Origin of the sequence: Corynebacterium marinum DSM 44953 (genome assembly GCF_000835165.1) — a bacterium.
GTDB lineage: Bacteria > Actinomycetota > Actinomycetes > Mycobacteriales > Mycobacteriaceae > Corynebacterium > Corynebacterium marinum.
In genome coordinates this window covers 775,586-793,368 of the sequence record NZ_CP007790.1, presented here as the reverse complement: position 1 = coordinate 793,368, position 17,783 = coordinate 775,586, and the positions used below count along the sequence as shown (strand labels likewise).

The following is a 17,783-nucleotide window of genomic DNA, read 5'->3' as shown; positions in this document are numbered from 1 at the left end:
TGACGGACAGCGCCCCGGCCACCGAAAGGTGACCGGGGTTTTCCGCGCCCCGCTCCCGGCGCCGCGGTGGAGACATGTGCACGTCAGCGGCGGACGGAGAATTCCTCACCGTCATCGAAGATGAGCTCCGCGCCGACATCGGGCGCGAGGGTGAGGTGCACGTCGAGCCGGTGCCCCTCCGCGGTGACCGCGTAACGGATCGACTCGTTCTGTGTATCCACGACCTCGACGTGGCCGCCGCCCAACCAGGAGTGGCGGCGCCGCAGCGAGATGAGGTTCCTGTGAAGCTCGAACATCTCCTGACCGAGGGAAGAAAGCTCCGCCGGGTCATCCGGGAGGGCTGGCCGCACCGCGTCATCGGCGGAAAAACCGGTCCCCTTCACCCCGCGGAAGGCCTGCTCATCGCCGTAGTACACGCTGGGCACACCGGGCACCGTGAAAAGTAGCACCGCGGCGAGCGCTGACCCGGCGTCGCCTACGGTACTGGCGATACGGTCGACGTCATGGTTACCCACGAAGGTCTGCATCGGCCCGGCCGCCATGAACTCCTCGTGCCGCTTGAGGGCGTGGGCCAGCTCCCAGAAATTGACGTCCCTGATGGAGCTCCAGATCGCCTTCCACAGTTCATACTGGGTGACGGTGTCCAGGTGGCCGTCGCGGATCAGCTCCGCGTAGTCGCCGTGGATGATTTCGCCGAGGAAGACGGCGTCCGGATGCTCCTCCCGCACCCGGTCGACCACTTTCGCCCAGAACCAGACCGGGACGGAATAGGCCACGTCCAGGCGCCAGCCGCTGATCCCCCGGTCGAGCCAGTACTTCATCACGTCGACCACCAGGTCCTCGGTACGGGGATCGGAATGGTCCAGCTCCACCAGGTCTCCGTGGCCCTCCCAGCCCACGGGCCGGCCGTCCGGCCCTCGCTTGACGGGACCGCCCTCCTCGACCATCGGGTGATGGGCACCGACGTGGTTGAACACACCGTCGAGAAGCACCTCGATGCCCCGTTCGCGGCAGGCCGCCATGAGGAGGTCGAAATCGGATTCGTCGCCCAGGCGGGGGTCGATGCGGAAGTGGTCGACCGTGTCGTAACCGTGGGTGCTCGACGCGAAGACGGGCGCGAGCAGCAGTCCGTTGCAGCCGAGCTCGATCAGGTAGTCGAGCCAACCGATGAGGCGGGGAAGACGGTGGGCCTCGTCGCTTTCCCCCCAGTCCCGGACGGGTGCGCCGGTCGCACTGAGGGGGTACACGTGCCAGAAGATTGCGTTGTCGAGCACGATCACTCCTATTGAGTCGTAGTCAGTAACTGTTATTGACCTTAACTCAACAACAGGTAGGGTTGTCAACCGTGACCACCCGTAGACGACTGAGCATCAGCGAACGACGCGCCAACATCCTGGAGGCCGCGCGCGACCACTTCGCCACCACCGATTATCCGGATGCCTCCGTCACCGACATCGCGGCCGCTTCCGGGAGCTCGCAATCGCTGGTCTTCCACTACTTCTCCTCCAAGGCGGGCCTCTACGCCTCCGTCGTCGAGGACTCGCTGCGCAGGCTCCTCGAGGCCCACCTCGCGGCCACCTCCTCGCTCGACCCCGGCCACCCGGCCCGCGACCGGATCGCCACTCTGCTGGCGGCCCACCTTGACGCTCTGTCTGCGGACCGCACCCTGATCGCCGGCGCGGGAGAGCCCGAGGCCGCTCTGCAGCACCGCCGGGCCGCCAACGAGGACCTGGTCGAACAGCTGCGCCGGATTATCGGCGTCGAAGATTTCCCCCGCCACGCCTGGGCCCTGCGGGGGTGGGTCGGATTCCTCGACCACGCCGGTCGGCAGTGGGTCGAACTCGGCTGCCCGGAGGATGAGCGGTGGCCGCTCATCGAGTCCGCGCTCGGCGCGCTCGAGGGGGCGCTCGGCGACTGGTCGGTCTGACTTCCCGAGGGGCCGGGAGGGTTCAGGACCAGCGCAGCAGGGTGTTCATCTCCGAGCTGCTCATCGGAGTCTTCCCCGCCACCGCGGCCAGGTGATCTCCGTCGGCCATGACCCACCCGGTCACGACTGTCCAGCCGTGCAGGGCGCTACCCGCCCACACCGGATGGCGCATGAGTTCTTCCACGGTGACCGGCCGTCGGCCGAGCCCACCCAGGATCCCCGCGGTGGCGGCGACCGTGACGGAAGGCAGCTGGTCAGGGTGTTCCGGGACCATCAGACGACCGTCCTCCCACCAGGCCAGCGCACAGTGCGCCCCTTCGGAGACCAGCCCGTCCGCGGAGTACAGCACTGCGTCGTCCGCGCCCAGGGCCTGCGCCTGCGTCCGCAGGTCGGCGAGGAGCGCAAGGTCAGGACCCTTCGTGCGTGGGAAACGACGGGCGTCGGGAAGCGACGGGACGTGCAGTACGGTCGCCGTACGCAGCGGAGGTGACGGACGAATCCGCAGGTAGAGTTCCTTGCCGTGCGCCTCGACGCGGGGAAACCACTGGCCCTGATGCGGGACAGCAGGTCGAACGGCGGCGAGGAAATCCGCGACCTCCAGCCCCGGGAGGCTCGTGGCGAAGCGTTCCTGATGCAGGTGCCAGCCGCCCGCGTATCCGTCGTGCTCCAGCCAGGAATCGACGACGTCGGCGGCGGTGTCCGGTTCCGCCGCCGCGACCAGCGCTGTGCCGTCCCACCGCCAGAGCGTCCCGGTCACTGCGGGAACTCCTGGCCCAGCAGGCGCAGCAGAGGCGCGGATTTGGTGACGGTCTCCTCGTACTCGGCCACGGGATCCGAGAGCGCGATGATCGCCCCACCGACGCCGTACGTGAGTCCGGAGCCGTCTGCGACGATCGTGCGGATCACCATCGACAGGTCCATCGCGCCGTCCAGGGAGAAGTACCCGACCGCGCCCGAATACACCCCGCGCGGCCCCTGTTCCAGCCGGTCGATGATCTCCATCGTGCGGATCTTCGGCGCCCCGGTCATGGAACCGCCGGGGAACGCCGCCCGCACCGCGTCCACGGCCGTCTTGCCAGGTGCGAGCCGGCAGCTGACCGTGCTCACCAGCTGATGGACGGTGGCGTAGGACTCGACCTGGAAGAGCGGCTCGGCACGCACACTGCCCGGCGCGGCGACGCGGGTGAGGTCGTTGCGCACCAGGTCGACGATCATGAGGTTCTCCGCCCGGTCCTTCGGGTTGTCCGCCAGGTCGGCGCGCAGGCGGGCGTCCTCGGCCGGGTCCGCCGAACGGGGGCGCGTGCCTTTGATCGGCCGGGACTCCACCCGTCCGCCGCGGTCGACGGTGAGGAACCGCTCCGGCGTGCTCGAAAGCACAGACAGCTCCCCGAAGCGCAGCCGTGCGCCGAACGGGGTGGGGTTGTCCGCGCGCAACTGCAGGTAGGCGGCCGGATCAAGGGTTCCGTGCGCGCTCAGTTCATTGGTCAGGCAGACCTCGTAGGTCTCCCCGGCGCCGATGTCGGCCAGACAGTCGTCGATACGCCGCAGGTAGGCGGCGCGGTCGTGCCGCGGGGTCAGCGGCCCAACCCCGCCGGCGCTTATCGACGCCTCCCGCGTCCCTGTCGCCCCCATCTCCGTCAGCAGCCGCGCGGTCCGCCCGCACCACTCGCGCTGGGCGTCGTCGTGCTCGGAACCGATGAGGGACACGAGGTGGGTGCGCTTGGTGTGGTGGTCGATGACCACCATCCGGTCGGCGAAGATGAGCGAGAGATCCGGGTGCCGCGACGTGTGTGCCGCGTCCCCGCCGCACTCGGCCTTGAGCTCGTAACCCAGGTAGCCCACCCAGCCGAGGGTGAAGTCGAAGTCCATCCCGCCGGGGTCGATGGTGTGGGTGTCCAGATCCAGGGCGAGCTGGTCGAGGAGGTTCTCCCCCACACGGCCCTGCCACACCCGCGCCAACGGCCCGGAAGAATCCCCGAGGTAGCTGAAGCGGCCGGTGGGGCGTGCGGGGTCGGAGGAATCGAGCCAGAAGGAGTGGTCGGCGGCGTCGAAAAGCAGCTGGTGGACGGCCGCCGCGTCGACCTCCCGGTCCACGGTGACGGTGTGCAGCGACCACCGGCGGTGCCAGGCGCGGGCGAGGGAGAGGAAGTTGCCGATGATCTTGTGGCCGTACTGGCCGCCGATGGACTCGGGGTGGAACTGCACGCCCCACTGAGGCAGCTCGCGGTGGCGCAGCGCCATGACGAGGCCGTCGTCGGTGCGGGCGGTGACCTCGAGGACATCGGGGAGCGCATCGACCATCAGGGAGTGGTAACGGACGACGTCGAAACGCTCGGGCAGCCCGGCGAAGAGTCCGTCCCCGGTGTGCCCGATCTCCCAGACGCGCCCGTGGACCGGCTCCGGCGCCCGGCGCACTTCGCCGCCGTGGACGTGCGCGATCGCCTGGTGCCCCAGGCACACCCCCAGAATCGGGACGGGCGCCCGCCGGATGACATCGAGGCAGATTCCGATGTCCCGGGGGCGCTCCGGCCGGCCGGGTCCCGGCGAGATGATGACCGCGTCGTATTGCGCGACGCGTTCAGCATCCCAGCCGGGCTCGGCGTTGGTGATCACCTCGGGGGTGACCCCCGTGACGTCCTCGACGTAGGCGACGAGATTCCAGGTGAAGGAATCGAGGTTGTCGATGATGAGGACGCGCACGGCGGAGGTGGAAAGATCTAGTTGATCTTCCACTCCTCCAGACCCTCGTACAGCGGGTACTGGTCGGTCAGCTTCTTCACGCGGCCGCGCAGCTTCTCGACGTCGGCGTTCTTGCCGTCCACCAACGCGGTGCCGATGATGTCGGCGACCTCGGTGAAGGCGGCGGCGTCGAGACCGCGGGTGGCCAGGGCCGGGGTGCCGATGCGCAGACCGGAGGTGACCATCGGCGGGCGAGGGTCGTTCGGGACGGCGTTGCGGTTGACGGTGATGCCGACCTCGTGGAGGAGGTCCTCGGCCTGCTGGCCGTCCATCTCCGAGTTGCGCAGGTCAGCCAGAACCAGGTGGACATCGGTGCCGCCGGTGAGCACATCGATGCCCGCGGCCTTGGCGTCGGCGGCGGTGAGACGCTCGGCCAGGATCTTCGCGCCCTCGATGGTGCGGGCCTGGCGGTTGCGGAACTCCTCGGTGCCGGCGACCTTGAGGGCGACGGCCTTCGCGGCGACCGCGTGCATGAGCGGACCGCCCTGCTGGCCCGGGAAGACGGCGGAGTTGAGCTTCTTGGCCCACTCCTGCTTCGCCAGGATGAGGCCGGAGCGCGGGCCGCCCAGGGTCTTGTGGACGGTGGTGGAGACGACGTCGGCGTGCGGCACCGGCGAGGGGTGCAGCCCGGCGGCGACCAGGCCGGCAAAGTGCGCCATGTCGGTCCACAGCAGGGCACCGACCTCATCGGCGATGGAGCGGAACGCCTCGAAGTCGAGGGTGCGCGGGTAGGCGGACCAGCCGGCGATGAGCACCTTCGGACGCTCGGCCAGGGCCTGCTCACGGACGCGGTCCATGTCGATGCGGTGGGTCACCGGGTCGACCTCGTACGCGGCGACCTGGTAGAGCTTGCCCGAGAAGTTGAGCTTCATGCCGTGGGTCAGGTGACCGCCGTGCGCCAGGGAAAGGCCCATGATCTTGTCGCCGGCCTCGGCCAGGGCGTGCAGCACCGCCGCGTTGGCCTGGGCGCCGGAGTGCGGCTGGACGTTGGCGAACTCGGCGTTGAACAGGGCCTTCGCCCGGTCGCGCGCCAGGTCCTCGACGATGTCGGCGTTCTCGCAGCCACCGTAGTAACGGCGGCCCGGGTAGCCCTCTGCGTACTTGTTGGTGAAGACCGACCCCTGCGCCTGCAGGACGGCACGGGGAACGAAGTTCTCGGAGGCGATCATCTCGAGGAAGTCGCGCTGACGGGTGATCTCGCCGCCGATGGCGGCGTGGACCTCGGGGTCAAGAACTGACAGTTCCTGGTTGAAAGAAGACTCAGCGGTCATGGCGTTGCAGCCAGCCTTTCTACGTGTTCACGGCATTCGTTGCAACAGCTTACCGCCCGGCCTGGGCCGCGTACCCCCGAACCCAGGGTAGAGGTGAGGCAGGTGACACAATGGGGTTCATGTCCCGACCCAAGGACCACACCCCGTACGTGGATTTTGACCGCGCCACCTGGCGGGGGCTGCGAAAGTCCATGCCCCAGGTCCTGACCGAGGATGACCTCGCGCAGCTGCGCGGCATCGGAGAATCCGTCGACCTGGCCGAGGTGGCCGAAGTCTACCTGCCGCTCTCCCGACTGATCCACCTGCAGGTTTCCGCGCGCCAGAAGCTCATCGCCGCCACCGAGACCTTCCTGGGCACCGGCTCCGGACACGTCCCCTTCATCATCGGCGTCGCCGGCTCCGTGGCCGTCGGCAAATCGACGACCGCCCGCCTCCTGCAGGTCCTCCTGCAGCGCTGGGATTCGCACCCCCGCGTCGATCTGGTCACCACCGACGGTTTCCTCCTGCCGGCGGCGGAGCTCCACGAACGCCGGCTCATGGCCCGAAAGGGTTTCCCCGAGTCATACGACCAGCGCGCCCTGCTGAGATTTGTCACGGACGTGAAATCGGGCCGGGCCTCGGTCGACGCCCCGGTGTACTCGCACAAGCTCTACGACCGGGTCCCCGGCGAGGTGCAGACCATCACCCAGCCAGACATCCTCATCGTCGAGGGGCTCAACGTCCTGCAGACCGGCCCCACGCTCATGGTCTCCGACCTCTTCGACTTCTCCGTGTACGTGGACGCCCGCACCGAGGACATCGAGAGGTGGTACATCGAGCGATTCCTCCAGCTGCGCTCCACCGCCTTCCGCGAGCCGGGGGCCCACTTCGGGCACTACGCCGAGTACGGCGACGCCAGCGCCCGCGCCGCGGCGAGGGAGATCTGGCAGTCCATCAACCTGCCGAACCTGGTGGAGAACATCCTGCCCACCCGGGTGCGCGCCTCCCTGGTGCTGCGCAAAGGCGCCGACCACCTCGTCGAGCGGGTGCGGATGCGCAAGATCTAGCTGCGGTGCCCCTGCGCCTCCGCCCACTGCACGACCTGGTCCAGCTCCGCCGGGTCGACCCGGTCGGTGTCGCGGTCGTAGGAGTCGATCATCGCCCGGTCGTTGGCGCTGCGGTCGGCCTCCCGCTTCGCCTTCAGCGCCTTGATGATGCCCCACATGATCATCCTGTGCTTGCGCCCCATCGTGGAATAGCTCAGCCGTCCCGGCAGGTAGAAGCGGGCGACCTCCCCCTTCTTCCCCAGCGCGCCGGCCATCTGGTCCTTGGCGCGGGCGTCCTCCAGGAGGGTCATTCCGACGGCGCACACCGCGACGGGCCGGGCTCCCAGGTCGTGGTCGGCGACGAAGCCCGCGGCCGGAATCGACGGGCCGTGGACGTAGGAGAGCACCACCAACGGCTCCGGTGAACTGCGGAGGGCGGCCGGGTCGGCGTCGGAAAGCTGCTGCGCGACGGTCCCCAGCCGGGCGGCCAGCGTCTCTGCGTACTGGCGGGTGGAACCGTAGGCGGACTCGTAGAGAACGTTGGTCATGGGAGGGGGTCACTTTCCGAATCGACGGCTGCGGTGGGAGTAGTCACGGAGTGCGCGGAGGAGATCGATGCGCCGGAACGCCGGCCAGTAGGTGTCGGTGAACCAGATCTCCGAGTAGGCGGCCTGCCACAACAGGAATCCGGAGAGCCGCTGCTCGCCGGAGGTGCGGATGACCAGGTCGGGGTCGGGCTGCCCCGAGGTGTAGAGGTGGTGCGACAGAGAGTCCGCGGTCACTTTCGACGACAGCTCCCCGGCGGTGGTTCCGGCGGCGACCTCCTCGTCGATGAGGTTGCGGACGGCGTCGACGATCTCCTGCCGGCCGCCGTAACCGACGGCGATGTTGACTGTCAGGCCCGTGTTCCCGCAGGTGCTGTCCGCGGCGGCGCTCCAGCGTTCGGCGACGTCCCTGGGCAGGAGGTCGAGGTGCCCGACGAGCCGGACGCAGCAGGTGTGGTCGCCGCTGGAGAGCTCGTCGACCACGTCGCCGATGATGCCGAAGAGCATCTCCAGCTCCTGTGCGTCCCGCCCGAGATTCTCGGTGGACAGCAGGTACACGGTGACGACCTCGACGTCGGTCTCCTCGCACCAGCGCACCACCTCGCCGATCTTCTTCGCCCCGGCGCGGTGGCCGTGGCTGACGTCGGAATGCCCCTCCGCGCGGGCCCACCGACGGTTGCCGTCGGCCATGATCGCGATGTGTTTCGGCTGCCGGGCGCCCTTCAGTTCACGGACGAGGCGGGCTTCATACAGCGGGTAGAGCAGGCGGGACAATTTCACAGGTGCCAGTGTAGTGCGTCCGGCCCGCCGCCCCGGCACCCTACTGCCGCCGGGTCCGGCGCTCGCGGACTGCCGCGGCCAGTTCACCGAGCAGGTCGACGGTGGTGTCGATGTTCATGCACGCGTCGGTGACGGACTGCCCGTAGACGAGTCCTCCTCCGCCGTTGACGCGGAGTTTGGCGGTGTCGAGGGACTGCGCCCCCTCGACGAGGAAGGATTCCATCATGATGCCGGCGATGGCATCGTTGCCCGCGGCAATCTGCTCCGCGACGTCCCCGGCCACCTCCGCCTGCCGGACATGGTCCTTGCCGGAGTTCGCGTGCGAGACGTCGATCATCAGCCGGGGGGTTGCCGTCTGCCCGCGGAGCTTCTCGACGACCCCTTCCACCGAGTCCGCGTCCGCGTTCGGGCCGGCCGTTCCGCCGCGCAGGATGACATGGCAGTTCTCGTTTCCGGCGGTCTCCACGACGGCGGGTCGACCGCCGTCCGAGGTGCCGAAGAAGAAGTGCGGCTTCGAGGCAGCCGCCACCGCGTCCACCGCCACCTGGATGTTGCCGTCGGTGCCGTTCTTGAAGCCGATAGGCATGCTCATGCCCGAGGCGAGCTGGCGGTGCACCTGCGACTCGGTGGTCCGGGCGCCGATCGCGCCCCAGGACACCAGGTCGGCGTAGTACTGCGGGGAGTTCGGTTCGAGGAACTCGCTGGCGGTGGGCAGGTTGAGGTTGACCACCTCGAGCAGGACCCGGCGCGCCAGCTCCAGGCCGTGGTTGACGTCGTAGGAGCCGTCGAGGTGCGGGTCGTTGATCAGGCCCTTCCAGCCGACGGTGGTGCGCGGCTTCTCGAAGTACACCCGCATGACCACCTTCAGGTCCTGCTCCAGCATGGCGGCCAGGGGCGCCAGACGGTTGGCGTAGTCGAGGGCGGCCTCACGGTCGTGGATCGAGCACGGGCCGACGACCACGACCAGGCGGTCGTCCTCGCCGTTGAAGATGCGGGCGATCTGCTGTCTGTCCCTCTCCACCCGCTGTTCCTGCGCGGGCGTCATCGGCAGGCGGGAGCGGACGTCCTCGGGGCTGGGCAGGTCGTGGAAGGCCACGACACGGCGGTTGGAGGTGGAGGCGTAGGTGGCGACGGTCATGGGGGGGAACCTTTCGTTGGGGAGGGTGCCCGGGCAAAACAAAAAGCAGCCCCTCGACCCGATTTATCGGGGAGGTGCTGCTCGGCTCCGGGGTGTTCGTCGGTTCGCGGGCGACTAGCGCGCAGGCGACTCGGCGGGACGGCGGTGGCTGTCATGCAGCCCCGGAGCCTCACCAAAATAAAATCGCTTCACGAACATGCAGGATACTCTAGCACACCCTCCGGGCGCGCACTAGAACCAACTCTTCTTGCGCCGGTCGAGCAGACCGGCCTCCTCCATCGCGCGGTCCACCGCCTCCTGGTCGAACACGTCGAGGCCGTTGGCCTCGGCGAAGGCGCGGCGGCGGTTGTAGCGGCTGAATCGGCGGTGGAAGGCCCAGCCGAGGGAGATCACCGCGACGCCGAGGACGGCGAGGACGAGCAGGCCGATGGGCGAGGCCTTGCCGAACTCCGGCCCGAGCGGTCCGCCCTGCTGCTGCTGGGCGAGGATCAGGAGGTTCGTGGCGCTCAGGGAGAGTGTTCCCATGACTGTGATTCCTACCTACTTCTTGTCCGGGGTGATGCCGGCGAACAGGTCATCCTCCGGCAGTGACGTGGCCACGCGGGTCTTCGCGAGCTCGAACTCCTCGGTCGGCCACAGCTTCTGCTGCACCTCGGCCGGGGTGGCCAGGAACGCCCCGGCCGGGTCGATCTGGGTGGCGTGCGCCCGCAGCGCCGCCTCCCGGTGGGGGAAGAATCCGGCGCACTCGACCTGGGTGGTCACCCGCGCCATGATGTCCGCCGGGTTGCGTTCCCATCTTTCCAGCATCGGGCCGTAGGGGCTGGTGCGCCCCTCCCCGGCGAGCAGGTCGTGGAACATCTTCATGCGCTGATGGACGAAACCGTGGGTGTAGTACAGCTTCAGCGGGGCCCACGGATCGCCGAGTTCCGGGGCGAAGTCCGGGTCGCCGGCCTTCTCCCACGCGATCATCGACGCCTCGTGCACCTTCAAATGGTCCGGGTGCGGGTAGCCGCCGTTCTCGTCGTAGGTGACGATGACGTGCGGCCGGAACTCGCGGATGATCCCCACGAATTCGCGGGCCACACTGTGTCCGGGTTCGAGGGCGAAACAGCCCTCCGGCAGCGGGGGCAACGGATCGCCCTGGGGGAGGCCCGAGTCTTCGTGGCCCAGCCACACGTGTTCGACGCCGAGCGCCTCCGCGGCCGTGGCCATCTCCTGCCGGCGGATGTCGATGATGTTCTCCAGCACGCCGGGCCGGTCCATGGCCGGGTTGAGGATGTCGCCGCGTTCGCCGCCGGTGCAGGTGAGCACCATGACCCGGTTGCCTTCGGCGGCGTAGCGCGCCGTCGTCGCCGCGCCCTTCGATGCCTCATCGTCGGGGTGGGCATGAATAGCCAGGAGCCGGAATCCGCTCACGTGTCGCTTCCTTTTCTTGGTTGCTCGTGGTGGTGTCAACCTGTCCCATCCTAGTGGCCCGCCCCGGACATGGGAAAGCAGGTGCTCCCGGGAGCGTCGATTAGGATGATGCCGATACATTTTCCCTCACACCTCCAGAGGATGATCGATGAGCACTCCCGCCAACCGCTCGGCCACCCGTTACGGGGCGGACCGCACTCCGAAAACGGAGAGGAACCTCGGCGGAAAGATGATCGCCATCGTCGCTGTCGTCCTCATCGTGGGCCTGGCCGTCGCCGTCGCCCGGTATCTGGCCGCCGACAACGAACGCGGCGACGTGACCATCTCCATGGTGTCCCACGAGCGGATCGACGACCAGACCATGCGCCTGTGGGTCGACGTGACCCGGGAGGATCCGGACGTGGAGTCCTACTGCATCGTCACCGCCATCAACTACGAGATGGCCGAGGTGGGGCGCCGTGAGCTGCTCATCGCGCCGGGCGGTGACCCCATCCAGCGCTTCCAGGTGGACATCCCGTCGCGCGATCTGCCGGTCTCCGGCAGCGTGTACGGCTGTTCGACATTGATCCCCGATCACCTGACCACCGGGCCCGGCGCCGCCTCCGAGTGATCGGGCCGCGGCCACCTGTGTTAAAATCCCTGACAATTGTTAACACCGGTGGGTGACGCGCTTGTTGGGGGCATGAGGCTCCCCGTCGGATGTGCCCCACCGGACCCAGGGATAGGGAAGGCAGGGACGTCACGTAGCCATGGCTGAAAACCAGAAGCAGTACATCACCCCGGAAATGAAGGCGAAGCTCGAGCACGAGCTTCAGGCACTGGTTGATCACCGTCCGGCCGTCGCCGCCGAGATCAACGAGCGTCGCGAAGAGGGTGACCTCAAGGAGAACGCCGGTTACGACGCCGCCCGCGAGATGCAGGACCAGGAGGAGGCCCGCATCAAGCAGATCTCCGAGATCCTGGCCAACTCCACCACGGAGCGCGAGGGTGTCGTCGAGGGCGTCGCCCTGGTCGGTTCCGTCGTCCACGTCTACTACAACGGAGACAAGGGCGACAAGGAGACCTTCCTCATCGGAACCCGCGCCGCCGCGACGGACAACGAGGACCTGGAGACCTACTCCGAGCACTCCCCTCTCGGCGCAGCACTGCTGGGCGCCCAGGAGGGCGAGACGCGCGAGTACACAGCCCCGAACGGGGCCACCCTCAGCGTGACTCTCGAGTCCGCGGCACCGTACGATTCCCAACTCGCCGCAACTCCGCGCGCGGGCAAGTAATCTCTTATCCGAATCAGTGACTACAGGGAGGATCCCCACCATGACCCGCACCTTCGCCCGTAAGGCTGCCGCAGCCGCAGGCGCCGCTTCGCTCGCCCTCGCGCTCGCCGCCTGCTCCCCGCCGAACGAGCAGCCCTCCGATCTGAAGGTCGACACCGCCACGGAGTTCAAGGCTCCGCCGGCGGCGGAGGAGAACTCCGAGGAGTCGTCCACGGCCACGACGACCACCACCCCGGTCGACGGCACCTTCGGCAACGATGCAGTCGTGGTCGGGGAAGAACCCCTCCAGAACTAGCACGACGCAGATCTTTCACGTCGCACCCGGGTCACCGGCGCCTCCGTTTTCGGCGCCGCCAGCCCGGGTTCCGTGTTTTTCACCGCCATTTTCCGAGAGAGGTACCCATGAACCTGGTTGATCAGATCCCCCTCGTCGAGCGTCGAGTGGTCCGCGAGGGCGCCGGCGTCGGGGTCGAGCTCTCCCGCAGCTACGCCGCCTCCGCAGCCGACCTGTGGGACGCGCTCACCGACCCTCACCGGCTGGAGCACTGGTTCGAGCCCGTCGGCGGCGAGCTCTCCGAGGGCGGCCGTTTCCAGCTCACGGGCAGCGGCGTCTCCGGCACCATCCTGACGTGCACCCCCGAAGAGTGTCTCCTTCTGAACTGGGACGACACGGGCGACCTCGGCACCGTCGAGATCACCCTCTCCCCCGCCGACCCGGGCACCCTCATCACCGTCACCCACCTCGGTGCCGCGGACGAGCACTGGGACACCTACGGCCCCGCTGCCGGCGGCATCGGCTGGGACAGCTCCCTGGCCGCCCTCGATTTCCATCTGGCGATGGAGACCGATTCGCAGGAGGGCGAGGAGGAGACCTTCATCCGGGAGGTTGCCCAGGCCTGGTCGCAGGCGCTTGCCGACGTCGGCGTCGACCCCACCGAAGCTCAGGCCCGGGCCGACCGCACCATCGCCTTCTACCTCGGATAAAAAAATGGACCCGCCGAGGCGGGTCCATTTTCGCGGGTGGAACTAGTTGCTGCGGAAGTACGACAGCAGACGCAGGATCTCCGTGTAGAGCCAGACCAGGGTCACCGCCAGGCCGAGGGCGACACCCCAGGCCATCTTGGCGGGGGCTCCGGCGCGGATCATCTTGTCGGCAGCGTCGAAGTCGGACAGGAAGCTGAAGGCCGCCAGACCGATGCAGACCAGGGAGAAGACGATGGCGAGCATGCCGCCGTCACGCAGCGGGTTGCTGCCGGTAAACATGGCCAGCAGCAGGTTGCCCAGCGCGAGGACCAGGACGCCGACCAGCGCGCCGGTCATGATGCGGTTGAACTTCGGGGTGACCTTGACCGCGCCCGTCTTGTAGACGAAGAGCATGCCGAGGAACACGCCCACGGTGCCGATGATGGCCTGGCCGATGAGGACGAAACCGTCGGAACCGCCGACCGTCATACCCGTGAACAGCAGCGAGATGCCGCCGACGAACAGGCCCTCGAAAGCGGCGTAGATGAGGGTGACCGCAGCGGAGCCGTACTTCTTGCCGAAGGTGGCCACCAGCACGGTGATGAGGCCGCCGATGGCGCCGACCGCGGTGAGGATGAGCGCGAGGCCCATGCTCACGAACACGGCGATGCCGAAGTTGAGCACGGCGAAGGCGACGATGACGCCCAGGGTCATACCCGTCTTGGCGACGACGTCGTCCACCGTCATCGGACGGTCGCCGCCGGCGGCGGCGGCGGGTGCCTGGCCGTAACCGGCGTAGGGGTCGCCGTAACCCTGCGGTGCACCCGACGGGTACACACCTCGCTGCACACCGCCCTTGGCCGTGGTGAGTGAATTCATGACAGGGTTGCTGCTTCGCAAAATAAAGCCCCGAGCCTTTCTCTTTTCAACAGTGCTTTCTACCCGGTACAACGTAACAAAGGTCCGCTTAGTTCCCGTGATGAGCGATCCTCCCGTAGAATTCGCTCACACCCGTCAAGTCGATCAGCAGAAAGTGAAGGTGGCCTCTCCGAAATGGAGCCCCCTGAATGTTCGTACCGTCCCTCTGACCCCACGGAACCAGGGGGGACGGCATGATCACTGCACTTGTCACCCTCCTGATCGGCGTCCTCGTCATCGGCGTCCTGATCACGTTCAACGGCTATTTCGTCGCCCAGGAATTCGCCTTCATGTCGGTGGACCGCACCGTTCTGCGCCGGCGCGCGGACGAGGGCGACAAGCGGGCACTGGCCGCCCTCGGTGTCACGGACCGGACCTCCTTCATGCTCTCCGGCGCCCAGCTGGGCATCACCGTCACCGGACTCCTCGTCGGCTTCGCCGCTGAACCGCTGGTCGGCCGGCAGCTCGGCGTGCTGCTCGGCGGGGCGGGCGTGCCGGTGGGAGTGTCCGTGGCCGTCGGCACCGTCCTCGCTCTGGCCGTCTCCACCGTCGTCCAGATGATCTTCGGCGAGCTCTTCCCGAAGAATTACACGCTCGCCGCTCCGCTGAAGTCCTCGCTGGCCCTGGCCGGCTCCACCCGGTGGTACATGCGTCTTTTCGGCTGGCTGATCACGCTTTTCGACGCCTCCGCCAACGCCCTGCTGCGTCTGTTCAGGATCGAGCCGCTCGAGGACGTCGATTCGACCGCGACGAGGAGGGACCTCGAGCACATCGTCTCCGCCTCCCGTGAGAGCGGCGACCTGGACACCGGGACGTCGCTGGTGCTCGACCGTCTCCTCGACTTCCACGAATACGACGTCGAGCACGCCATGGTGCCGCGCTCCCGGACGGATGTGGTGGACACCTCCACCACCATCGGCGAGGTCCGCGCCCTCATGGCGAAGGCCCACACCCGGTATCCCGTGATCAGCGACGATCACGACCCGGTCGGCGTCGTCCACCTCGTGGACGTGCTCGGAACCGAGCTGCCCCACGCCACCCCGGTCACCCGCATCATGCGCGAAGCTCTCGTCGTCCCCGAGCTCATGCCGCTGCCTTCCGCAGTGGACTCCCTCGAGGAGGCCCACGAGCAGCTGGCGTGCGTCATCGACGAGTACGGCGGCTTCGTCGGCATCATCACCATCGAGGACCTGGCCGAGGAGATTCTGGGCGATGTCCGCGATGAACACGACGCCGACGAAACCGAGGAGATCACCCCCGCCGGCGAGGGCACGTGGCTGGTCGACGGCGACACCCCCCTGGACGAGATTGAGCGCGTCATCGGCCACGACCTGCCCCGCGGCGACTTCGTGACCATCTCCGGGCTGCTCATCGCCCATACCGGCGGTCTGGTGGAGGAGGGTGAGATCCACCGGATCGAGCTCGCGGCCGAGCCGGAAGACTACGTCGAGCGCGGCGACACCCCCGTGCGCCTGCTGGAAGTGAAGGTGGAGAAGGTGGACCACCACGTCCCCTCCGAAGTACGTATCGACCTGGTCGAGGAGGACCGCTCCTAATGCACTGGTATGTCGCCCTCCCCCTGACCGCCCTCATCATCATTGTTTCCGCGTTCTTCGTGGTCATCGAGTTCTCTCTGCTCGCCGCCCGCCGCAACCGTCTCGAGGAGACGGCGGACAGCTCGGCCTCGGCGCGCGCCGGCCTGCGCAGCCTCAACGAGCTGACCGTCATGCTCGCCGGCGCCCAGCTGGGCATCACCGCGGCGACCTTCGCCCTGGGTTCCATCTCCGAGCCGTGGATCCACCACCTGCTCGTCGACCTCTTCGAGGCGACCCCGCTCCCCTCGGCCGTGTCCTACGCGGTCTCCTTCGCGCTGGCACTGTTCATCGCGACATTCCTGCACCTCGTCGTCGGCGAGATGGCGCCGAAATCCTGGGCCATCGCGCACCCGGAGAAGGCGCTGCGTCTCGTCGCCCGTCCCGCCCGCGGCTTCATCACCGTCTTCCGGCCGCTGCTGCTGTGGATCAACACCATCGCCAACCGGCTGGTCCTCCGGGCCGGCGAGCAACCGGTCGAGCGTGCCGCGGCGAAGGGTTACGACGTCGAGACGCTGCAGAATCTCGTCGAGCATTCCCACGAGCAGGGCGCTCTCGACAGCACCGACGCCACCCAGATCTCCGGCGTCATCAACCTGGACGTGCTCACCCTCGGCGACGCCGTCACCCCGCGGAAAGTTCTGCCCGCGGACTCCACCGTCGCCGACGTCCACCACTGGGCCCACTCCACCGGAACGATGCGCGCCCTCATCGACGCGGAGTCCGACGTCCCGCACCTGGTGCACGTCCGCGACACGCTCCTGGTGGACCCGGCGCAACCCGCCGAGAGTTACTCCCGCCCCACCCTCGTCCTCGCGGAGTCGATGACGCTTTCCGAGGCCCTCGACCGTATGCGCGCCAACAACGAGCAGGTCGCGGTGGTCGTGGACGACAGCGACGGCGTCAGCGTGATCACCTGGGAGGACATCCTCAGCCGGCTGTGGCCGAAGATCGGCGGGGAGCTCGGCCGCACTCAGTGAGGGTGACCATCACCTTGCCCGCGGCCCGGCGCAGACTGCCCGGTTCCGGGCCGCCGTGGGAACGGAATCCGAAAATGCGCATGCGCCCATGTAAGGAACGCCTCCCGCCTAGGCTGACAGCATGACCATCTCTGATCTCGATCAACAGTGGCTCGCCAGGGCCGTTGACCTGGCAGAACAGGCCCTGACAACCGGAAATGACCCCTACGGCTCCGTTCTCGTCGCCGCCGACGGAACAGAACTTTTCGCCGACCACAACCGCACGGCAGGCGGTGACGACACCCGCCACCCGGAATTCGCACTCGCCCGCTGGGCGGCGGGCAACCTCACCCCCGAAGGCCGCTCCCGGGCCGTCGTCTACACCTCCGGCGAACACTGCCCCATGTGCGCGGCCGCCCACGGTTGGGTCGGCCTGGGCCGGATCGTCTACGCGGCATCGGCCGCACAGATCTCCGGCTGGCGCGCCGAGCTGGATCTCCCCGCATCGCCCGTGGCCGGGATCCCGGTCCAGGACATCGTCCCGGGCATCCGGGTGGAGGGGCCGGACCCCGAACTGGCGGAGCGGGTGAAGTCCCTGTTCCGCAACCAAAACAGGGGGCACGCTGTCTGAGACAGGTCCGGTGTGTCGCCTGGCACCAGTCACCCACGCTTCGGGAGCCTGGTCCCGCCGCGGCACTGACAATGAGAAGTCCCGCGGCACCGGAGGAACGATGTCGCGGGACTTCACTTGGTGCCCCCAGTCGGACTCGAACCGACACTCTGCTGATTTTAAGTCAGCTGCCTCTGCCAATTGGGCTATGGGGGCGTCAGCGGAGACAGGACAAGTTTAGGGCATGCCCCCGGAGCGGCGGGCAACCAGTGCCCACATCACGGGTAGTTGTCCGATGCCGAACCCGAGCGGGACGAAGACGAGTTCCAGTCCGGTGGCACCGGGCAGCGTCGTCCGGATAAACACCAGTAGAACGGCGGCGCCGCTGATCGCGTGCCCGACGACCGCGGGCCGGAGACCCTCCGCCTCGATCTTCCCGGGTCTGAGATCCAGGGTGCCGGCGGCGACTACCGCGGCCACGATCCCGAGGTATCCGGCGAGGAAGTAGAACAGGCCGAGATCCGCCACGCTGCGGGGCTGGGTGGCCAGCAGATGCGCCAGGACCAGCACCCCGCAGAGTGCGCTCACCCAGGATGCGCGCACGAACGTTGACGGCGGCACGGCGG

Annotated in this window: 20 protein-coding genes and 1 tRNA gene; 9 read left to right on the top strand and 12 right to left on the bottom strand. The window is 68.0% G+C overall.

Features of this window, described 5'->3' with window-relative positions; genetic code table 11:
• Positions 1 to 83: 83 nt before the first annotated feature.
• Positions 84 to 1,274 carry an alpha-amylase family protein gene (locus tag B840_RS03895; protein ID WP_042622500.1) on the bottom strand — a complete coding sequence of 397 codons (1,191 nt, stop codon included), beginning with the start codon at positions 1,272 to 1,274 and terminating at the stop codon, positions 84 to 86.
• A 71-nt stretch (positions 1,275 to 1,345) separates the two neighbouring features.
• On the opposite strand from B840_RS03895, the gene B840_RS03890 reads away from it, so the two are divergent.
• Entirely contained in the window at positions 1,346 to 1,927 is a 582-nt protein-coding gene (locus B840_RS03890; protein ID WP_229676586.1) for a TetR/AcrR family transcriptional regulator, read from the top strand.
• 22 nt (positions 1,928 to 1,949) lie between these two features.
• Here the strand turns inward: B840_RS03890 and B840_RS03885 are convergent, their stop codons facing one another.
• From B840_RS03885 to glyA, 3 genes are read right to left on the bottom strand one after another with little or no spacing between them, the layout of a single operon-like run.
• Complete coding sequence (locus tag B840_RS03885; protein WP_052491081.1) at positions 1,950 to 2,684, bottom strand: aminotransferase class IV; 735 nt, start codon at positions 2,682 to 2,684, stop codon at positions 1,950 to 1,952.
• Positions 2,681 to 4,627, bottom strand: a complete 1,947-nt coding sequence (pabB, locus tag B840_RS03880) for an aminodeoxychorismate synthase component I (protein WP_042621045.1) — start codon at positions 4,625 to 4,627, stop codon at positions 2,681 to 2,683. The genes B840_RS03885 and pabB overlap by 4 nt, the downstream gene beginning before the upstream one ends.
• Before the next feature lie 17 nt (positions 4,628 to 4,644).
• Positions 4,645 to 5,937 (bottom strand): serine hydroxymethyltransferase, encoded by a 1,293-nt coding sequence (gene glyA / locus B840_RS03875; protein ID WP_042621044.1) that lies wholly within the window; start codon positions 5,935 to 5,937, stop codon positions 4,645 to 4,647.
• Positions 5,938 to 6,056: 119 nt separating this feature from the next.
• On the opposite strand from glyA, the gene coaA reads away from it, so the two are divergent.
• Positions 6,057 to 6,983, top strand: coding sequence for a type I pantothenate kinase (gene coaA / locus B840_RS03870; RefSeq protein ID WP_042622497.1), 927 nt, complete (start codon positions 6,057 to 6,059; stop codon positions 6,981 to 6,983).
• Here coaA and B840_RS03865 read toward each other — a convergent pair.
• The 5 genes from B840_RS03865 to mca all read right to left on the bottom strand — a co-directional run bounded on the left by B840_RS03865 (position 6,980) and on the right by mca (position 10,841).
• The gene (locus tag B840_RS03865) at positions 6,980 to 7,510 is read right to left on the bottom strand and encodes a flavodoxin domain-containing protein (RefSeq protein ID WP_042621043.1); all 531 of its coding nucleotides are present in this window, start codon (positions 7,508 to 7,510) and stop codon (positions 6,980 to 6,982) included. The genes coaA and B840_RS03865 overlap by 4 nt on opposite strands.
• A 9-nt stretch (positions 7,511 to 7,519) precedes the next feature.
• Complete coding sequence (locus tag B840_RS03860; RefSeq protein WP_042622496.1) at positions 7,520 to 8,296, bottom strand: isoprenyl transferase; 777 nt, start codon at positions 8,294 to 8,296, stop codon at positions 7,520 to 7,522.
• Between the two features lie 31 nt (positions 8,297 to 8,327).
• Positions 8,328 to 9,425 (bottom strand): 3-deoxy-7-phosphoheptulonate synthase, encoded by a 1,098-nt coding sequence (locus tag B840_RS03855; RefSeq protein WP_042621042.1) that lies wholly within the window; start codon positions 9,423 to 9,425, stop codon positions 8,328 to 8,330.
• A 231-nt stretch (positions 9,426 to 9,656) separates the two neighbouring features.
• Entirely contained in the window at positions 9,657 to 9,950 is a 294-nt protein-coding gene (locus B840_RS03850) for a hypothetical protein (protein ID WP_042621041.1), read from the bottom strand.
• Positions 9,951 to 9,965: 15 nt separating this feature from the next.
• A complete protein-coding gene (gene mca / locus B840_RS03845; RefSeq protein WP_042621040.1) occupies positions 9,966 to 10,841 on the bottom strand; it encodes a mycothiol conjugate amidase Mca in 876 nt (291 codons plus the stop codon).
• Positions 10,842 to 10,989: 148 nt separating this feature from the next.
• On the opposite strand from mca, the gene B840_RS03840 reads away from it, so the two are divergent.
• The 4 genes from B840_RS03840 to B840_RS03825 all read left to right on the top strand — a co-directional run bounded on the left by B840_RS03840 (position 10,990) and on the right by B840_RS03825 (position 13,099).
• The gene (locus tag B840_RS03840) at positions 10,990 to 11,451 is read left to right on the top strand and encodes a DUF4307 domain-containing protein (protein ID WP_042621039.1); all 462 of its coding nucleotides are present in this window, start codon (positions 10,990 to 10,992) and stop codon (positions 11,449 to 11,451) included.
• Positions 11,452 to 11,590: 139 nt separating this feature from the next.
• Complete coding sequence (greA, locus tag B840_RS03835; protein WP_042621038.1) at positions 11,591 to 12,115, top strand: transcription elongation factor GreA; 525 nt, start codon at positions 11,591 to 11,593, stop codon at positions 12,113 to 12,115.
• Between the two features lie 40 nt (positions 12,116 to 12,155).
• A complete protein-coding gene (locus B840_RS03830) occupies positions 12,156 to 12,410 on the top strand; it encodes a hypothetical protein (protein ID WP_052491080.1) in 255 nt (84 codons plus the stop codon).
• 107 nt (positions 12,411 to 12,517) lie between these two features.
• Positions 12,518 to 13,099 carry an SRPBCC domain-containing protein gene (locus tag B840_RS03825; RefSeq protein WP_052491079.1) on the top strand — a complete coding sequence of 194 codons (582 nt, stop codon included), beginning with the start codon at positions 12,518 to 12,520 and terminating at the stop codon, positions 13,097 to 13,099.
• A gap of 42 nt (positions 13,100 to 13,141) precedes the next feature.
• Here B840_RS03825 and B840_RS03820 read toward each other — a convergent pair whose 3' ends face one another.
• On the bottom strand, positions 13,142 to 13,978 hold the full coding sequence (locus B840_RS03820) for a Bax inhibitor-1/YccA family protein (RefSeq protein ID WP_042621037.1): 837 nt from the start codon (positions 13,976 to 13,978) through the stop codon (positions 13,142 to 13,144).
• Positions 13,979 to 14,190: 212 nt separating this feature from the next.
• Here B840_RS03820 and B840_RS03815 point away from each other — a divergent pair, with 212 nt between their 5' ends.
• The 3 genes from B840_RS03815 (at position 14,191) to B840_RS03805 (ending at position 17,178) form a co-directional block, all read left to right on the top strand.
• Positions 14,191 to 15,552 carry a hemolysin family protein gene (locus B840_RS03815; RefSeq protein WP_042621036.1) on the top strand — a complete coding sequence of 454 codons (1,362 nt, stop codon included), beginning with the start codon at positions 14,191 to 14,193 and terminating at the stop codon, positions 15,550 to 15,552.
• Complete coding sequence (locus B840_RS03810) at positions 15,552 to 16,568, top strand: CNNM domain-containing protein (RefSeq protein ID WP_042621035.1); 1,017 nt, start codon at positions 15,552 to 15,554, stop codon at positions 16,566 to 16,568. Before B840_RS03815 ends, B840_RS03810 begins: the two co-directional genes overlap by 1 nt.
• A gap of 121 nt (positions 16,569 to 16,689) precedes the next feature.
• A complete protein-coding gene (locus tag B840_RS03805) occupies positions 16,690 to 17,178 on the top strand; it encodes a nucleoside deaminase (protein ID WP_042621034.1) in 489 nt (162 codons plus the stop codon).
• Positions 17,179 to 17,296: 118 nt separating this feature from the next.
• On the opposite strand, the gene B840_RS03800 is transcribed toward B840_RS03805, so the two are convergent.
• Positions 17,297 to 17,373: transfer RNA gene (locus B840_RS03800), tRNA-Leu, on the bottom strand.
• A 21-nt stretch (positions 17,374 to 17,394) separates the two neighbouring features.
• A complete protein-coding gene (locus B840_RS03795) occupies positions 17,395 to 17,778 on the bottom strand; it encodes a hypothetical protein (RefSeq protein WP_156971829.1) in 384 nt (127 codons plus the stop codon).
• Positions 17,779 to 17,783 lie beyond the last annotated feature (5 nt).

What these genes read in the sequence shown, in the direction of transcription:
- glyA (WP_042621044.1), bottom strand. Translation starts at nt 5,937, where the DNA reads ATGACCGCTGAGTCTTCTTTCAACCAGGAACTGTCAGTTCTTGACCCC.
- coaA (WP_042622497.1), top strand. Translation starts at nt 6,057, where the DNA reads ATGTCCCGACCCAAGGACCACACCCCGTACGTGGATTTTGACCGCGCC.
- B840_RS03805 (WP_042621034.1), top strand. Translation starts at nt 16,690, where the DNA reads ATGACCATCTCTGATCTCGATCAACAGTGGCTCGCCAGGGCCGTTGAC.
- B840_RS03825 (WP_052491079.1), top strand. Translation starts at nt 12,518, where the DNA reads ATGAACCTGGTTGATCAGATCCCCCTCGTCGAGCGTCGAGTGGTCCGC.
- B840_RS03840 (WP_042621039.1), top strand. Translation starts at nt 10,990, where the DNA reads ATGAGCACTCCCGCCAACCGCTCGGCCACCCGTTACGGGGCGGACCGC.
- B840_RS03815 (WP_042621036.1), top strand. Translation starts at nt 14,191, where the DNA reads ATGATCACTGCACTTGTCACCCTCCTGATCGGCGTCCTCGTCATCGGC.
- B840_RS03865 (WP_042621043.1), bottom strand. Translation starts at nt 7,510, where the DNA reads ATGACCAACGTTCTCTACGAGTCCGCCTACGGTTCCACCCGCCAGTAC.
- B840_RS03830 (WP_052491080.1), top strand. Translation starts at nt 12,156, where the DNA reads ATGACCCGCACCTTCGCCCGTAAGGCTGCCGCAGCCGCAGGCGCCGCT.
- B840_RS03810 (WP_042621035.1), top strand. Translation starts at nt 15,552, where the DNA reads ATGCACTGGTATGTCGCCCTCCCCCTGACCGCCCTCATCATCATTGTT.
- B840_RS03850 (WP_042621041.1), bottom strand. Translation starts at nt 9,950, where the DNA reads ATGGGAACACTCTCCCTGAGCGCCACGAACCTCCTGATCCTCGCCCAG.
- B840_RS03855 (WP_042621042.1), bottom strand. Translation starts at nt 9,425, where the DNA reads ATGACCGTCGCCACCTACGCCTCCACCTCCAACCGCCGTGTCGTGGCC.
- greA (WP_042621038.1), top strand. Translation starts at nt 11,591, where the DNA reads ATGGCTGAAAACCAGAAGCAGTACATCACCCCGGAAATGAAGGCGAAG.